Below are 15,806 nucleotides of genomic sequence, written 5' to 3' on the forward strand. Positions count from 1 at the left end.
AGAGTAGGGCATGTCCCTCACCGAATACCGCCGCAAGCGGAGCTTCGACAAGACCAAGGAACCCGAACCGGGAAAGGTGTTGCCATCAGGGCAACGGGCGATTTTCGTGGTGCAACTTCACCATGCCAGCCGCCGGCATTACGACTTCCGGCTCCAGGTCGGTGATGCACTCAAGAGCTGGGCCGTTCCCAAAGGCCCCAGCTACGACCCGAAGGTCAAGCGCATGGCGGTGGAGGTTGAGGACCACCCCGTGGACTATGCCGCCTTTGAAGGCGAGATTCCGAAGGGGCAATACGGTGGCGGCCACGTCGCCCAGTTTGACCATGGGGTGTGGGCTACGTCGGGCGACCCGGAGGCCCAACTCGCCAAGGGACATCTGCGGTTCGAGCTCTTCGGCACCAAGCTCAAGGGCGGCTGGCACCTGGTCCGGTCAGGGAAGCCGGCCAAGCAGCCGCAATGGCTTCTTTTCAAAGAGGACGATGCCTTTGCCGGCGACGTGGAAGCGGATGATCTGTTGGGCGACGTCGCCTCGCCGCCTGCTGAAGATCTGAAGCGAGCAGGGGCGGGCAAGACCGACAAGAAAAAGCTCACCGCCGTGGCCCTGCCAAAGAAGGGCCGTCGCAAGGATTGGTCGAAGAAGGCCGCCGCGCTGACCAGGGCCAAAAAAGCCGAGCCGCCAGAGGGCCCCTTCGAACCGCAGCTGGCCAAGCTCGGCGATGCCCCACCCCAGGGCGACCACTGGGTGCATGAGATCAAGTGGGATGGCTACCGCATTCTGGCCACGATTGCCGACGGTGAGGTGCGCCTTTGGTCCCGCAATGCCCTGGAATGGACCAAAAAGCTTCCCGAAATCCGGGATGCCGTCGCTGCCCTCGGGCTGACGTCGGGGGCGCTGGACGGTGAGCTCATCGCCGGCAGCGGTACCAAAGAGGACTTCAATCTCCTCCAGGCCACCCTGTCCGGGGAACGGCAAGCCACATTGGCCTATGCCTTGTTCGATTTGCTCCACATCGACGGGGTGGATATTGCCGATGCGCCCCTACTGGAGCGCAAGCAACTGCTGCAGGAGTTGTTGAAGGGCAGCCCAGGGCACCTGGCCTTCAGCTCCCACATCGAGGGCGATGGGGCATCGGCCTACCGGCTGGCTGGCGAACGCCACTTTGAAGGCATCATCTCAAAGCGTGCAGACCGCGCCTATCACGCAGGCCGGAGCGAGGACTGGAAGAAGACCAAGCAGCTGGCCAGCGACGAGTTTGCCGTCGTGGGTTACACGGCGCCCAAGGGCAGCCGCACGGGGTTCGGGTCGTTGCTCCTGGCCAAGCCCGACCCCAAGCACGGCTGGCTTTACGTTGGCCGGGTGGGTTCGGGCTTTTCCGAGGCGCTGATCAACGAGGTAGGCCAACTGGTTGGCCAAGCCGGCGGAAAGACGCCTAGTGCTCATGTTCCCACCAAGGACACCGACCTTCGCTCGGCCACGTGGTTTGAGCCGAGGTTTGTGGTGGAGGTGTTTTATCGCGGCATCGGCGGGCAGCAATTGCTGCGCCAAGCCTCGCTCAAGGCGGTCAGGCGAGACAAGGATGTGGCCGATTTGGCGGACTCCGACAGGGCTGCCGCAGTCGAAGAGCCCGTCGACGCCTCCAAGCTCAAACCCCCTGGCAAGCAGCTCAAGAGCGATTCAAAGCACGGCAATGCTTCAAAGCACAGCACGGCCCCGACAGGAACCCAAGGCCGCACGCCCCCTCGGCTGTCCAGTCCGACCAAGGTGATCTTTCCTGACATCAAGGCCACCAAACAGGACGTGTGGGATTACTACACCGCCGTGATCGACCACGTGTTGCCCGAGGTCATCGGCCGCCCCTTGTCGATCATCCGGTGCCCCAGCGGTACCGCCAAACCGTGCTTCTTCCAGAAGCACCACACCGCCGGCCTGGAGCTCGTGGATGCGGTGCGGCTGAAAGAAGACAGCGGGATCAACGCCCACTACCTGGTGGTCAGGGACGCGGCAAGCCTGCTTGAGCTGGTGCAGTTCAACGCGCTGGAGTTCCACCCGTGGGGCAGCCACGCGGAAGCGCCTGACCGGGCCGACCGCGTCGTCTTTGACCTGGATCCCGGCCCTGACGTGCCCTTTTCCGAAGTCAAAAAGGCAGCCGTTGATATCCGCAAGCTGCTCGAACAGCTGGAACTGGCGTCGTTCCTGCGGGTGTCAGGAGGGAAGGGGTTGCACGTGGTGGTGCCGTTGAACCCGGGATGCGATTGGGACCTGACCAAGCGCTTTGCCAAGGGGTTTGCAGACGCGTTGGCACAATCGGAGCCGACCCGCTTTTTGGCCACGTCAACCAAGAGCCTTCGCAACAAACGTATTTTTGTGGACTACCTGCGTAACGGCCGCGGGGCGACAGCGGTCGCGTCGTATTCCCTGCGCGGCCGCCCTGGTGCCCCGGTGGCCATGCCCATCGCCTGGAGCGAGCTTGCCAAGCTGACCCGTGCGGACGCGTTCACCATGAAGGACGTGCCGGCGAAGTTGGCCAGACGCAAGAAAGATCCTTGGGCGGACATCAACACGATCCAGCAAAACCTGGCCCGGTGGGCGCAAGACGCCTGACTGGCCGCCTGCCTCGATACTGATTTGGGAGAGAACCGATGCGTCGATCCATCCTATCCGCTGCGGCAGCCGTCGTCCTAACCGCGTGCGGGGGCGGAAACACCCAGTCCAGTGTCCAAGCGCCTGGAGCGGAGGAAACGGCCAAGACGAAGGCCCTGGAAACAGGTGCGGCAGTGATGCAGGATCGGCCGCCGATCGATGCCGTCAACGCCTACCTGGACGGCTTTCATTTCTACAATGGTCAGATGAAGGCGCAGATGGAGGCGCATCACTACTGCTCAATCCTCAATGAGGATGTCATCCAGTGCACCATCTACGATGGCAATGTGAAAGACGCCAAGCTCATGGGCGTGGAGTACATCATCAGCGAGAAGCTGTTCGCGGGCCTGCCTGAGCAGGAGAAGGCGCTCTGGCATAGCCACGTCCAGGAGGTGACATCGGGGCAGCTGGTCGCGCCAGGGATCCCGGAGGTGGCCGAGCATGAGCTCATGGAAAAGCTCATCCGCACGTACGGGAAAACCTGGCACACCTGGCACACCGACTTGGACAAGGACCTTCCGCGAGGCATGCCGCAGTTGATGATGGGCTTCACTGCCGATGGCCAAGCGAACCCGGAGATGGTGGCCACTCGCGATGCGCGGCTTGGCGTCAGTAGCGAGGACAAGCGAAAGCGTCGCGCCGATATCCCCGTGCCGAACATAGATCCGGGGGCAGACGCCTGGCAACAGGGGACGGTGATCCAAATCCAGGACCCAAGCGGTGGACACGCGCACGGAGCCGAGAGCCGGGATAAGCAGCCCTCCAATCGGAAGGAGAACGCGACGTCCAATGGTTCGACCCACCGGTAGCTGTGGAGTGCCTGAGTGGGACGTGGTCGGCCACACCCGGCGCACGCTCCGCTCGCATGGTGCTTGCAGTCTGTTGATAGGGGCCGCTGGGTGACGCGGGTCCTCGCCAAGCCCGGACCATCGCGCATGAAGCGGATCTCGTAAACGCGGCTCTTCTGCGCGTTTTATCTACCCCTGCTGGCCCCGGCACAGTGACAAGACAGGGAAATGTGGATGATCAGCAAAGCGGGACGGCCTGACTCCCTCAATCGCCGGTCTGGCTGTGCGGGGCGGCCAGTGGTTTTGACTGAGGCGAGTCCTTCTGGCGTAGGAAGATGGTCAAGATGACCAATGAAAGCACAGCCAAAAATTCGCTTTGCCAGTTCTGGAAGGACTCGAACCAGAAGCTGCTGCTCCAGAGGTGCTCCCAGCACGTGGGGGCAGGCTGTCCAAGCGCCACCTGCTCATCCACTTCCGCACGCCAGCTGCCCGCCAGGTGCAAGGAGAAGCTCATGAGGAACAGGGCCCCGAAGGCAATTGCCAGGGAATGACCATACAAGGTCTTCCAGAGCCCACCTTTGCGAACGGCCCAAGGCATCGTTCCAGCCTCGATGCGCTGTTTTTCCTGAGCTTCGTCCAAGGGGCGTGATTCAGCCGAGCCCTTCTGGCGGAGGCTGACGGTCAGCAGGACATACATGCCCATCTGAAGAAACTCGCTTTCCCAGTTCTCGAAGGTGGCGCTGACGAAGTGCCCGCTGTGCAGGTAGTTCCACAGATCCAATGTCGCACGGTGTTTATCAGCGAGTTCTTGATTGTGTGCCAGGAAGCCGGTCCACACCTGGCCTCCAAAGAAGCAGAGAAGCAAGAAGAGGAGCACGATCGATAAGCCATTTCGTTTCCACATGCCCATACGCCCTAGAGGTAAGCGAGCGATCCTACGTTAGTCCCGCCAGCGCAGGAATTCGTGAAGGAGCGGCATCGCGTCCCGCCCCTCAATGGGCACTCCTGTATCTGTGAACCCTGCCGCGTTGATCAGGTCGGTGAGCATGGCGGGCTTGGGCAGGAGCGCCCATCGGTGACGGCCGGGCAAGGCGACATGTGCAGCATCCACCGTTGATCCGCTTGTTAGTTTCGACGGGGCGTAAACAGGGCGTGTAGCACAGTGGCCTTACCAGCCATAAAGCCAGGAACCGCATGAATCCGCCCGTCGAATACCGCCCCGATCTGGAAACGCCCAGCGTCAGTGAGCAGGAAACCATCCGTTCCCTGGAAGCGCTGTTCGTTGACATGGCAACGACCGTGGCTGAGAAGGAGGGGCATGCGCACCGCGCGGTCCATGCGAAAGGGCAGGGCCTGCTGACCGCCAAACTCACCGTGCTCAACGATCTGCCGGAAGAGCTACGGCAAGGCCTGTTCGCAGAACCCGGGCAATACGATTCATATATCCGCTTGTCATCACCGCCTGCAGAACAGTTGAGCGATGCGGTTTCGACTCCGCGTGCGTTGGCGTTGAAGGTCTTGGGCGTGAGTGGCGAGCGCGTGGAGGGTGGAGACGAAAAGCACAGTCAGGATTTTTTGATGGTCAATGGCCCTTCCTTCACCACGCCGGGTCCTGACGGTTTTTTGCGTAATTTTCGTGTTCTTGCGACGACCACTGAGAAGGCCCCGCGTGCCAAGGCAGCGCTCTCAAAAGTGCTTCGAGGGGTGGAAAACAGCCTTGAGAAGATCGGCGCTGGAAGTGGCAGCATCAAGCAGCTGGGCGGGCAGCCGCAGATTCATCCGCTGGGCGAAACCTTCTTTTCGCAGGTGCCGTATCTCTACGGCCGCTATATCGCCAAGTTCTCGCTTGCGCCGGTGTCCAGCAACCTCCTCGCACTGGATGGTGAGGACGTGGGCGACTCCCAGGACGCGCAACGCGATGCCGTTCATCACGCCATCAGCACCCTGGATAGCCCCGCCGAGTGGGAGCTGCGCGTGCAGCTGTGCCGGGATGTGGACAAGATGCCGGTCGAGGATGCCTCGACGGAGTGGCCGCAATCCATCAGCCCCTTTGTCGCAGTGGCGCGTGTGGTCGTCGAGCGCCAGGCCGGCTGGGATGGGGAGAACTCGCAACGGCTGGAAGACCGCATCGCCTTCTCGCCGTGGCATGCCCTGGCCGCTCACCGGCCGCTGGGCGCCATCAACCGGGCGCGCCGTGTCGTGATGGCAGCATCACGCCGATTCCGCGCCGAGTTCAATCGCTGCCCGATCCACGAGCCGGCCGGCGTCTAGCGCGGTCGTTGCTTGACCTTGCCGTATTGCCCCGGGCCCCGCGTGGTCTGCGTGCCCCGGACTGCAGCTGCCAGCCAGGAGTGTTTGAGAACTCGCAAGAGATGGATGACAACGTCAGTCCACTTGGCGTGCCGGCGTTGGCCCGGCCCCGCGTGGCAAGGAAGTTGCAGGTGTCAGCCCCTCTCCACCAGCGCTGCCGGTCACGTCCAGCTGAATGCTGGACCCATCCGGGCTGTCAGATCGGGACACCACTCTCAAGAAGGACCGATCGCTGCCGCTAGGGACGCATCCCTAACGCAAGTAGCAGAGGTCGCCATGTTTTTCTCCGACAGCCACAAGGTGGACGCGCTGACCAAAGCGGTTGATGCCACGTTGAACGGCGGCACTGCGCAATGGCCGAACAATGGGCCGGCTCTGCTTCTCAGGAAGCTGGCCGAGTCGCTGCGTGCGGCACAGCAGGAGCGCGATCTGGCACAGGCCCGGGCGGAAGAGGCGACGACCGCGTTGCGCCATCTGGAGGGGCGCTTCGAACTGGTCGCCAGCGGCACCACTGACGGGCTCTGGGATATCGGCGTCATCGGCGGAGATCCCACGCATCCGGACAGCCCGGTGTGGTGGTCGCCGCAGATGCGCCGGCTGCTGGGTTTTGCGTCCGAACAGGATTTCCCCAACGTCCTGGACAGCTGGGTCGCGTGCCTGCACCCGGACGACAAGCAGCCGACGCTGGATGCATTCGCGGCACACCTTGCCGATCGCAGTGGTCGCACTCCCTACGACGTGGAAAACCGCCTGCGCCTGAAGTCCGGCGAATACCGCTGGTTCCGCGCATTCGGCACGACCGAGCGCGATGCGCAAGGCCTGCCGCTGCGTGTGGCCGGGTCGCTCACCGACATCACCGAGCGCCGTGAGCGGGAGCAGTTCCTCGACATCACGCTGACGCGCTTCGAGCTCGGCTCGCAGATGCTCAGCGATGGGTTGTGGGACATGAGCGTGATCGCGGGTGACCCGATCAATCCGAGCAACGAGTTCTGGTGGTCGCAGCAGTTCCGCCACCTGCTTGGCTTCGAGTCCGAGCAGGAGTTCCCCAATGTGCTCGATAGCTGGGCGTCACGGCTTCACCCGGAAGACAAGGAGCGTTCTCTGAATGCGTTCGCAGCGCATCTGAACGACCGCAGTGGCCGCACCAACTTCGACATCGAGTATCGCCTGCAACTCAAGAACGGCCAGTACCGCTGGTTCCGCGCACGCGGTCTGACCAAGCGCGCGGCAGATGGCACGCCACTGCGCGCGGTGGGCGCGTTGATGGACGTGGAAGCCGGACGTCAGTTGGGCGAGGTGGCAAACACGCTCAGCAACGCGGCAGGCGATATCGTGCGCAGCAACGATGACCTATCACGGCGCACGGAACAGCAGGCGGCCGCCCTCGAGGAAACCGCAAGTTCCATGGAGGAGATGACCAGCATCGTTCGCAAGAACGCCGAAGGCGCGCGTCAGGCCAATTCGCTGGCGAGCCAGGCCGCAGAGACCGCGCTGCATGGCGGCGAGCTGGTCAATGGGGTGGTCAGCACGATGGCAGCGATCCAGGCGTCATCGCGCAAGATCGGCGAAATCATCACCGTCATCGACGGCATCGCGTTTCAGACCAACATCCTTGCCCTGAATGCGGCCGTGGAAGCGGCGCGGGCAGGCGAGCAGGGACGCGGCTTTGCGGTCGTCGCTTCGGAGGTGCGCAGCCTTGCTCAGCGCTGCACCATGGCCGCCAAGGAGATCCGCGACCTGATCGCCGATTCAGGCGCGAAGGTGGGGCAGGGCGCGGAGCAGGTCAACGTGGCGGGCAAGGCCATGGAAGAGCTGCTGTCGTCGGTGAGGCAGGTCAACGACATCATGGGTGGCATTGCGGCGGCCAGTCACGAGCAGAGCGCCGGCATCGAGCAGATCAATCAAACGATCTCCCAGATGGATGCGGCCACGCAGCAAAACTCCGCGCTCGTCGACACCATGGCATCGTCGGCCCGCGCACTGGAAGATCAGGCGACCGCGCTGGTGGAGAGTGTTGCCAATAGTTCACGCAGCGTCAGTGGCAAGGCGAAGCTCGCGCTGGCTGCATGACGCATGCAGCCAGCGCGCCGCCCTGCGGCCTGGCGATGCCGGGATGCAGGGCGGTGCGCTGAAGACCAGAATGCAGTCGCTGGCTTTTTTACGCTCGGCCTGAAAAAAGGCGCACGGTGCAAACCGCTCGCCTGGGATGTTCATCGCGCAGGTGCAGTGGCAATGCGTGCGCCGGTAGCGAATGAGGCCCTCTGGATTTTTCCATCGGCCACCTCGTAGATGCAGAGCATCTCAACAAGACTGGTCCCGTCAGCAAGGTTGCGGGTGATCAGCTCCGAATCGGCGACGATGTTGCCGACGACGGTCCGCGACAACAGCCGCGCATGCAGGTCCGGCTCTTCGAAGCGGGCGAGAAAGCGCTCGCGAAGCATGGCGTGTCCTTTCGCCAGTCGGGGGCCGTGCAGGGTGTAATGCTCGGCATCGTCGGCATAGGTCGCCAGCAATGCGTCGATATCCTTGGCGTTGTAGGCGTCCAGCTGCGCCTGGACGATCGAGAGCGCGTTATCGGTGGTCATGTCTGGGCAATCTGCTTGTGTCGGGAAGGCAAGTCGTCATCGCACAGCAGGTGCGGACGACGTGGCAAGGACTCCTGGCAGTCAAGCACTGGAGCAAGCGGATCAGGGTGCGTGCTTCCTAATACCAGCCCAGGTACAGCGTCGCAATGCCCCAGGTATCGATCAACCCATGCGCCAGGACCGTCGCCCACAGGTTGCGTCCTGATCGCAGGTAGACATAGCCAAACAAGGCGCCGACAAACCCGGTCAGCAGCACCCCCGAGATGCCTTGGCTCAGGTGCATCGCGCCGAAGAGTGCTCCCCCTGCCACTGCCGCCATCACCTGGCCCCCACGATAGCGGCCCAGCACGTGATCGAGGTGGTGCATCAAGAACGCACGGAAGACCAGTTCTTCGCCCAGCGCGGCGCTGAGCCAGGCGCCGCCTGCCAGCTGGGCGGCCGCGTTGAAGTTGCCACGCAATGCACCGTAGCCGCTGTAATCGGCCTTGGTCCCGGTCAGGGCATCGATCAGCGGTTGCACGAACGGATTGACCAAGCCGATGACGAGCGCGAGCAGCAGCAGTGTCCAACCAAGCCAGGCGCGAAAGGGCCGGCGCTGCAGTCCGCAGGAACCCAGCGAGCGCGTTTCCAGCCAGACCAACGCGATACCTAGCACGCCGACCACCGGCATCCGCCAGGGAAACTGCAACCAGCGGTAGTGCGCCAGCACGAGGATGACTGCGATCGCTGCGATGCGTGCCAAAGGATGTCCCAGCGCAGGACTGCCCGGGCGGTGATATGCGGTTGCGTCGCCTTGTTGAAACATGCTGGAAGGAGGATCGAGTAGGTCCTTGAACGGTAGCAACAGGAGCGACAAGCGTCCTGTGCCAGAGGGCATGGGCTGCTATCTGCGAAGAGGGGTGGGGCATGGACAGGGTCTCGGCCATGATCCGGTCACCGTCATGGGGCCGGCCAATGACGCAGGCAGTCAGCCGGCGTCGATCATCAACAAGCCCGCCCGGTGTAGCACTGGCATGTATCTCTTCGTGCGATGGGTGTATGCCGCAGCGACTGCGTCGGCCACCGGTGCCTGCAGACGTATGTCGGGCCAACGCTCTGCTTGAACCCCGCATCACCTTGCTGGTTCAGCTGTGTTTGCAACGAGGAACACATGGCGCCACCAATAGCCTGTGGATCCGGATACGCTATGTGCTTCCCACAGCGTTGTTGACAGGTATGGAGCAGTTGAACGAGCAATGGATGACAGCGGTTGTGGATGCGTTGAGCGACCTGCAGGCAGCAAGGGTGGCTCAAGGTGCGGTGCTTGAGGCAGTGGTTGCTTCGCATCCATCTCCCGTGCTGCTCATGCGTTGCTGGGATCGCCTTTCTTCGTCGTTGATTGCAACTGCTTCACAACATAAAGCCGCGTCGACAATGGCAAAGCCCATCGAGGCGTATACGCTCGAGCAGCTGGCAGCGTGGACGGATCGAATGGAGCGCTGTTTTCCCCAGGCCAGAGGTCAATCCTAGCTGGGATCGCGACCAGGCCGCGCTTGCGATGCCCGTGCTTGATGCACGGCACTTGGCGACGCGGTGCATAGCGGAGCCGTACGTCGCGCTTGGATCGGCGAAGGCAACGGTGAGCAGCTACTGCAACCGTGTGCCGATCAGGCTCCTGCCGGCCGGCAAGCTCCCATTCCGTGCCTTGATGGACTATTTGCAGTGCCAAGCATCGCGGGCAACCTGCATTGATGGCCTATCTGGTTGTCCCCAAGGCCCAGATCGAACGTTTCACCGATGCAGCCGGGCAGCTTGGCGGTGTGGGATCCTTCGTTTCACAGGCCACGGTCGCCGAGTTCATGGAGCAAGGGCACTTCTCCCGTCACTTGCGCAAGATGCGTGCGCTCTACAGTCAGAGGCGCAGCTATTTGGTCGATGCGCTCACCGATATCTTTGGTTCCCGCATGGCGATCTAGCCCCAGGCAGGCGGACTCCAGGTGCTGGCCTATCCCGCGACAGGGCAACGTGATGCGTTGCTGGCGCAGGCCGCCCAATCCCACGGACTGCCACTTCAGGCATTGAGCAGGTGGCGAATCCGGCCCTCATCGTCGGGCGGTTTGCTCATGGGATTCTCGAGCTTTGCAACGCGAGAGCAGGCATATGTCTCGGTTCAACGGCTACGAGCAGCGCTGGATGACGTGCTGGCACCTGTAGAACCCCGTGTTCGTGCTGCTTCGCCAAGGGTCTGAAGTAGTGTGATTAACGGCCACCCTGAAAGCGGAAGGTGAAGCGCATGTCGGATGCGGAGGCCGTTGCCGAGTCTGCTGGTGGAGCAGTGGCGTCGACCAACGTCAACTGGCCATCGGCCACAGCCACCGGCACGCCAAGCGTGAGATCGATCTGTTTGGACCAGCCCCCGCCGAGCACGGTTGCCCTGACGATCAACCGGCCCGCCACGACGCACTGCACCTCGGCCGGGCAACGGCTGTCTTCGATGACGCGGTCGGGACGAACCCTGGGGCCATCGACCGCCGCGATGTCTCCCAGCCGTACCGGGCCTTCGATGGGCCGGGCAGTGATGGAGCCAGCCGCCGCGCATCCGGCAAGTGAAACGGCCAGAAGCGCTACAAGTACTGGTCTGCGGAAGAGGCGGATACGTTGCATGGCGGTCATGCTCGCATGTTGTCCAAATAAAAGTTGATGTTCGGCGAGCTGCACCTGGGTAGCAATCACATCACGGCGATGTGGCGTCACTTCGCCGTGGTGCTCTCGCGCAGGCGCCAGCAGTGTGCGAGCGCTGGCAGCGAAGGCGAGCCGACTGATCTGTGCACCTGGCAACGACACTGTGTGACCCGGCGAGCCGGGATGTCATGAACCAGCGCATCAGCGGCCGATCCACCTCGTCCCGGCATCCCCGTGCGATTGCCGTTGTCGTTTTCCCCCTTTACCCGAGCGGCCATCCGGCGCCGGGCGGCGCAGGTTGCCGATCACCAATCGCTGCACGTCGGCTCTGGTCCGGACCGGCGGCAGGCCACGCTATCCGCCCGGTTAGATCACCGACGCATTGACCTTGAATACCTCGACCGCCCGCGTCAGTTGCGTCGAATGCGCTTCGAGCGAACGTGCGGCGGTGCTCGCCGCTTCGACCAGGCTGACGTTCTGCTGGGTGGTTTCGTCCATCTGGGCGATGGTCCGATTGACCTGTTCGATGCCGCCGGCCTGTTCCAGCGAGGCGGCGGAGATGTGGCCCATGATGTCGGTGACATGCTGGACGCTGGTGACGACCTCGCCCATGGTGGTGCCGGCCTTGTGCACCAGCGTTGCACCGTCGGCGACGCGTTGCACGGAGTCGTCGATCAGGCGTTTGATCTCCTTGGCGGCGTCCGATGAGCGGTGCGAGAGGGTGCGCACTTCCGAGGCGACCACGGCAAAACCTCGGCCTTGTTCGCCGGCGCGTGCGGCCTCGACGGCGGCATTAAGGGCGAGGATGTTGGTCTGGAAGGCGATGCCGTCGATGACCGAGATGATGTCGGCGATACGCCTGGACGAGGCCTCGATGCCGGACATCTGTTCGATGACCTGGCCGACCACGTCGCGCCCTTCCGAGGCGATGGCGGCGGCGCCCAGCGCGAGCTGATTGGCACGGCCGGCGTGCTCGGCGTTCTGCTTGACAGTGGAGGTCAGCTCTTCCATCGAGGCGGCGGTTTCTTCCAGGCTGGCGGCCTGCTGTTCGCTGCGGCGGGACAGTTCCTGGTTGCCACTGGCGATGTCTTCGGTGGCAAAGCCGATGCTGTTGGAGGTGGTCTGGATATGCGTGACGATGTCGGTCAGGCGATGCACGGTGCTGTTGGCATCGTCGCGCATGGAGGCGAACACGCCGTGGAAGTTGCCGGTCATACGCACGGTCAGGTCGCCATCGGCGATGCACCGCAACAGGTCGGAAAACCTGGCCAGGTTGGTATCGGAGGTGGCCATCATGGTGTTGAGGTTTTCGACCATGAGGCGGAAGTCGTGCTCGAACTTTTCCGGCTGGCCGCGCAGCGCGAAGTCACCGGCGCATGCAGCCTGGGTGAGCTGCTGGATCTGCGCATTGATGGCGCGCAGGTTTTGCTTGACCTGCTGCATGGTGGCAGTGATGGCGGCCTTTTCGCCGGGGTATTGCTCGATTTCCGGTGCCAGGTCGCCGATGGCATAGCTGCCCATGACCTCGGTCATGCGCAGCTGGGTCTGCACGTGCGCATGCACCAGGGCGTTGGTGTCCTGCACCATGTGCCCGTATTCACCGGGGAACTGCTGGGCGTCGGTGCGGTAGCTGATCTCGCCGGCATCGTGGCGGGCCGCCATGCTGCGTTGGGCGGAGATCACATCCTGCAGGCGGCGCTGCATCTGCTGCATGGCGCGCAGCAGCTGGCCGGATTCGTCCTTGCTGGTGGGCAGGTCCTGGCTGCGCAGGTCGCCGTCATTGATGCGCTCGGCCAGCCGCAGCGATTGCCGCAACGGCAGCACCACGCTGCGGGTCAGCAACAACGCAATGGTGGCGCCCAGCAGCAAGGCGATGACGGTGGAGACCACCATCAGCATCGCAAAGCCGCGCGCAGTGGTGACCGCATCCTTGGCAGCCGCGCGGTTCTTGGCTTCCTGCAGGTCGATGAAGGCGTTGATGCTGGCCAGCCAGGCGACGAAGGCAGGGCGCGCCTGCTGCAGCAGGCGTTGTTCGGCATGCGGCTTGTCGGCACCATCGCGGAACGCACGCACCTGCGCGATCAACGGCATGGTGCGCTGCTCGATGGCCTTGATCCGCTGCAGGATGGCCTTTTCTTCCGCGTCCGTGGAGGCCGCGATCATGTCGTCCAGCGGCTTGGCGGAGCGGGCATAGTCCGCGGCGAGCTTGTCGATCGATTGCTCTGCCGTCTGCCGGTCTGCCGGGTCGTCCAGCAGCACGACATCGCGCAGGGCGATCGCGCGGTCGTGCACGCTGCCACGGAAATTGATCGCATAGCGTTGCTTGACGCTGTTCACTTCGTTGATGGCGGTGAGCTGCTGGTCGATGCTGCGCACGCGCTGGATGCCGACGATGGTGAGGATCACCATCAGGACAATGATCGCGAGGAAGCCGAGGGCCAGGCGCTGACCGATGCGCAGATTCGAAAGCAGGGACATAGGGAGTTTGATCGGTGATCCGGCGAGCGGAAGAGCGGGGAGAATCCCAGCAACAGCTGGGAGGCGATGCGCCCGGGACACCGATGGGGCCGGCAGCGTTGCCGCTGCACGAAGGATGTCTCGACCTGTTCGTTAGCGGCTTCGGCCATCGGAAATGAAACCATCTGGCCGGAGGGATTCATCCACGGTTGGCCTCGCGCTGGCGCCTGGCCAGGGTGGGCGAGGTCGCAAGCGGCGGGCATGGCCGAAGTGACGCGCTGCGGCGCCTCTCAGCCCCCGGAGATACGCCGATCCAGCTCGATGAGGGGTGGCGCGGGGAGGCGGCCGCTGCGAGGGAACTGCGGCCGATGGCCGGTGTGGAGCTCAGCACGCGCACTGCCGCCATGGCAGCGCAGCCACTGATCCATTTGGTTCAGTCGTAGCGCGACAGGTCCGGCGCCTGCATCGACGGCGTCATCAGCTTGGTGGCGATGTTCTGGATGCTGGGCTGGCTGGCGAATTTCAGTGCGCCGTGCAACAGCTGGATGCCAAGCCGGCTGTGCGGATTCATCAGCCGTGGGCCGATCTTCGGCACGCCCTGGCCTTTGTCGACCATCGGCCGCATGGCCGCGGCGTAGGCGGCAAACGCCTGTTCCAGCGTCTGGGCGCGTGCGATCTCATTGGCCAGCACATAGCCACCGGTGACTGCCAGGGTGGCGCCGATGCCGGCCAGCGGGGTTGCGCACCAGGCCGCGTCGCCGGTGAGCACGACACGGCCGGCGTGCCAGCGCGGCATGCGGACCTGCCGCAAGGCGTCGAAGTAGAAATCCTCGGTGCTGTCCATGCCGTCCAGCACCCGCGCCGCCTGCCAGCCGGCGTCGGCGAAACGTTCGCGCAAGTAGGCCTTTTGGGTCGCCACGTCCCAGTCCTGTTCGCCCTCTGAGGCTTTCTGCAGCGAGAGCATGGCGCGCGTGGTGCCGTGCCGGTCCGGGCGCAAGGAGATGCTGCGCCCGCCGGTGGTGTGATACCAGCGCCACAGGCGGTCATCGTCGGCGGTGCGTGCGATGGTGAAGTAGGCGATGGTCAGATCCATCCAGCGCGGCGCGTTCTCGCCGGGAAACAGCAGCTCGCGCGTGGCCGAGCCGACCCCTTCGGCGACGATGACGGCATCGAAGCGCTCGCTGTGCCCGCTCTGGAAGTGGACGGTGGCGGCATTGCCGTCGTCGGCGATGCTGGCGATGCGGTCGCCGAACCGATACTCCACGTGCTGGCGGGCGGCCGCATAGAGCAGGCGGGCGAGGTCGCCACGCAGGATTTCCAGTTCCGCGGTCGGGCCATCGCCGTCGATGTCGTCAGTCTTGAAGGTCGCCGCCGCGTGGCCGTGTTCGTCGACCCAGGCGGTGCCTTCCTCGCCGGTGCCGTGGTCGAGTGCGGCCTGCTCCAGGCCCATGCGCCGCAGGACCTCGCGGCCGACGCCGCGCACGTCGATGTTCTGGCCGCCATCGCGAAACTGTTCAGCCTGCTCGACTACCGTGACCTCAAGGCCTTGTTGGGCCAGTGCCCACGCCACGGTGTTGCCGGCGACACTTGCGCCGGTGATGAGGATGCGACGCGGCATGACAGATCACCCGAAGAATTAATATCAGAGGTGATATTACATGCCCTGGTCGCGCTGCTCCAGGTTGGCGATCAGGCGCTGCATGAACGCGACGGTCTGCTGCGCCTCCTCGGGGGAGAAGTCTTTCAGCGCATCGGCATTTAGATCGGTCAGGATCCTGCCGCCGATCTCGGCGATCCTGCGCCCGGCAGGCGTGAGCGACACCACCGCGGCGCGGCGGTCTTGCGGCGTTGGGGCGCGCTTGATCAGCTTCAGGCCCTCCAGCTTGTCCAGCAGGGCCACCATTGCCGGCTGCTTCACGGCCGAGGCGATCACCAGGTCGCGTTGCAGCATCGGCCCTTTCCAGGACAGCAGCATGATCGGCCCGATCAGTGCCAGCGACATGCCGTGCGGCCGCAGTTGCGCATCCACCAGGCGATTGAAGACCCGCGCAGCATGGTTGGCCAGATACCCCGGTGCTACCGCGGCCAGGGGGTGAATGAGTACGTCGCGATCCTGCATCTGCGTTACCGTGCCACGCCTTTTGGGCCAGCTGGCGATTTTATCCGGGCACCCGCGCCACGGGGCACTGCCTGCGCGTCATGGCGAGGTCTCCCAGCCAAGCATGCCGGGCAGCGACGCGCGCGGTGCGGTGGGCCGGCGCGCAGTCAGGTCACGTCAGCCACCTGGGTGTTGTAACGTAGGCGGGCGCTGCACGCTGCGCGCTGTGCCGACGGCGATGCCGGAGGGCGTTGCGCTGGCAGGTC

Annotated in this window: 13 protein-coding genes; 6 read left to right on the forward strand and 7 right to left on the reverse strand. The window is 63.8% G+C overall.

From position 1 onward, the window contains the following. Nucleotides 1-10: 10 nt before the first annotated feature. Nucleotides 11-2,602, forward strand: coding sequence for a DNA ligase D (gene ligD / locus EO139_RS17290; RefSeq protein WP_126971614.1), 2,592 nt, complete (start codon nucleotides 11-13; stop codon nucleotides 2,600-2,602). A 38-nt stretch (nucleotides 2,603-2,640) separates the two neighbouring features. After that, nucleotides 2,641-3,450 carry an OBAP family protein gene (locus tag EO139_RS17295; protein WP_126971616.1) on the forward strand — a complete coding sequence of 270 codons (810 nt, stop codon included), beginning with the start codon at nucleotides 2,641-2,643 and terminating at the stop codon, nucleotides 3,448-3,450. 244 nt (nucleotides 3,451-3,694) lie between these two features. Here the strand turns inward: EO139_RS17295 and EO139_RS21465 are convergent, their stop codons facing one another. Then, nucleotides 3,695-4,333: a DUF6766 family protein gene (locus EO139_RS21465; protein WP_164739899.1), complete on the reverse strand. Its 639-nt coding sequence runs from the start codon at nucleotides 4,331-4,333 to the stop codon at nucleotides 3,695-3,697. Between the two features lie 290 nt (nucleotides 4,334-4,623). Here EO139_RS21465 and EO139_RS17305 point away from each other — a divergent pair, with 290 nt between their 5' ends. Beyond that, nucleotides 4,624-5,700, forward strand: a complete 1,077-nt coding sequence (locus tag EO139_RS17305; protein WP_126971618.1) for a catalase family protein — start codon at nucleotides 4,624-4,626, stop codon at nucleotides 5,698-5,700. Between the two features lie 315 nt (nucleotides 5,701-6,015). Then, nucleotides 6,016-7,809, forward strand: coding sequence for a PAS domain-containing methyl-accepting chemotaxis protein (locus EO139_RS17310; RefSeq protein WP_126971620.1), 1,794 nt, complete (start codon nucleotides 6,016-6,018; stop codon nucleotides 7,807-7,809). A 140-nt stretch (nucleotides 7,810-7,949) separates the two neighbouring features. On the opposite strand, the gene EO139_RS17315 is transcribed toward EO139_RS17310, so the two are convergent. Further along, nucleotides 7,950-8,324: a nuclear transport factor 2 family protein gene (locus EO139_RS17315; protein ID WP_126971622.1), complete on the reverse strand. Its 375-nt coding sequence runs from the start codon at nucleotides 8,322-8,324 to the stop codon at nucleotides 7,950-7,952. 118 nt (nucleotides 8,325-8,442) lie between these two features. After that, the gene (locus tag EO139_RS17320; protein WP_126971806.1) at nucleotides 8,443-8,994 is read right to left on the reverse strand and encodes a CPBP family intramembrane glutamic endopeptidase; all 552 of its coding nucleotides are present in this window, start codon (nucleotides 8,992-8,994) and stop codon (nucleotides 8,443-8,445) included. Nucleotides 8,995-9,539: 545 nt separating this feature from the next. Between EO139_RS17320 and EO139_RS17325 the strand changes: the two genes are divergently transcribed. Continuing rightward, nucleotides 9,540-9,833, forward strand: a complete 294-nt coding sequence (locus EO139_RS17325) for a hypothetical protein (protein WP_104582839.1) — start codon at nucleotides 9,540-9,542, stop codon at nucleotides 9,831-9,833. Between the two features lie 221 nt (nucleotides 9,834-10,054). Then, nucleotides 10,055-10,279, forward strand: a complete 225-nt coding sequence (locus tag EO139_RS21585) for a hypothetical protein (RefSeq protein WP_206515157.1) — start codon at nucleotides 10,055-10,057, stop codon at nucleotides 10,277-10,279. A 283-nt stretch (nucleotides 10,280-10,562) separates the two neighbouring features. Here the strand turns inward: EO139_RS21585 and EO139_RS17335 are convergent, their stop codons facing one another. From EO139_RS17335 to EO139_RS17350, 4 genes are all read right to left on the reverse strand, one after another. Then, a complete protein-coding gene (locus tag EO139_RS17335; RefSeq protein WP_104582956.1) occupies nucleotides 10,563-10,967 on the reverse strand; it encodes a hypothetical protein in 405 nt (134 codons plus the stop codon). 384 nt (nucleotides 10,968-11,351) lie between these two features. Beyond that, nucleotides 11,352-13,463 carry a methyl-accepting chemotaxis protein gene (locus tag EO139_RS17340; RefSeq protein ID WP_126971624.1) on the reverse strand — a complete coding sequence of 704 codons (2,112 nt, stop codon included), beginning with the start codon at nucleotides 13,461-13,463 and terminating at the stop codon, nucleotides 11,352-11,354. Between the two features lie 412 nt (nucleotides 13,464-13,875). Continuing rightward, nucleotides 13,876-15,060 (reverse strand): FAD-dependent monooxygenase, encoded by a 1,185-nt coding sequence (locus tag EO139_RS17345; protein WP_126971626.1) that lies wholly within the window; start codon nucleotides 15,058-15,060, stop codon nucleotides 13,876-13,878. Nucleotides 15,061-15,096: 36 nt separating this feature from the next. After that, complete coding sequence (locus EO139_RS17350) at nucleotides 15,097-15,561, reverse strand: MarR family winged helix-turn-helix transcriptional regulator (protein WP_104582845.1); 465 nt, start codon at nucleotides 15,559-15,561, stop codon at nucleotides 15,097-15,099. Nucleotides 15,562-15,806 lie beyond the last annotated feature (245 nt).

It is taken from the genome of Xanthomonas sp. BRIP62411 (assembly GCF_003993525.1).
GTDB classification, from domain to species: Bacteria; Pseudomonadota; Gammaproteobacteria; order Xanthomonadales; family Xanthomonadaceae; genus Xanthomonas; species Xanthomonas euroxanthea.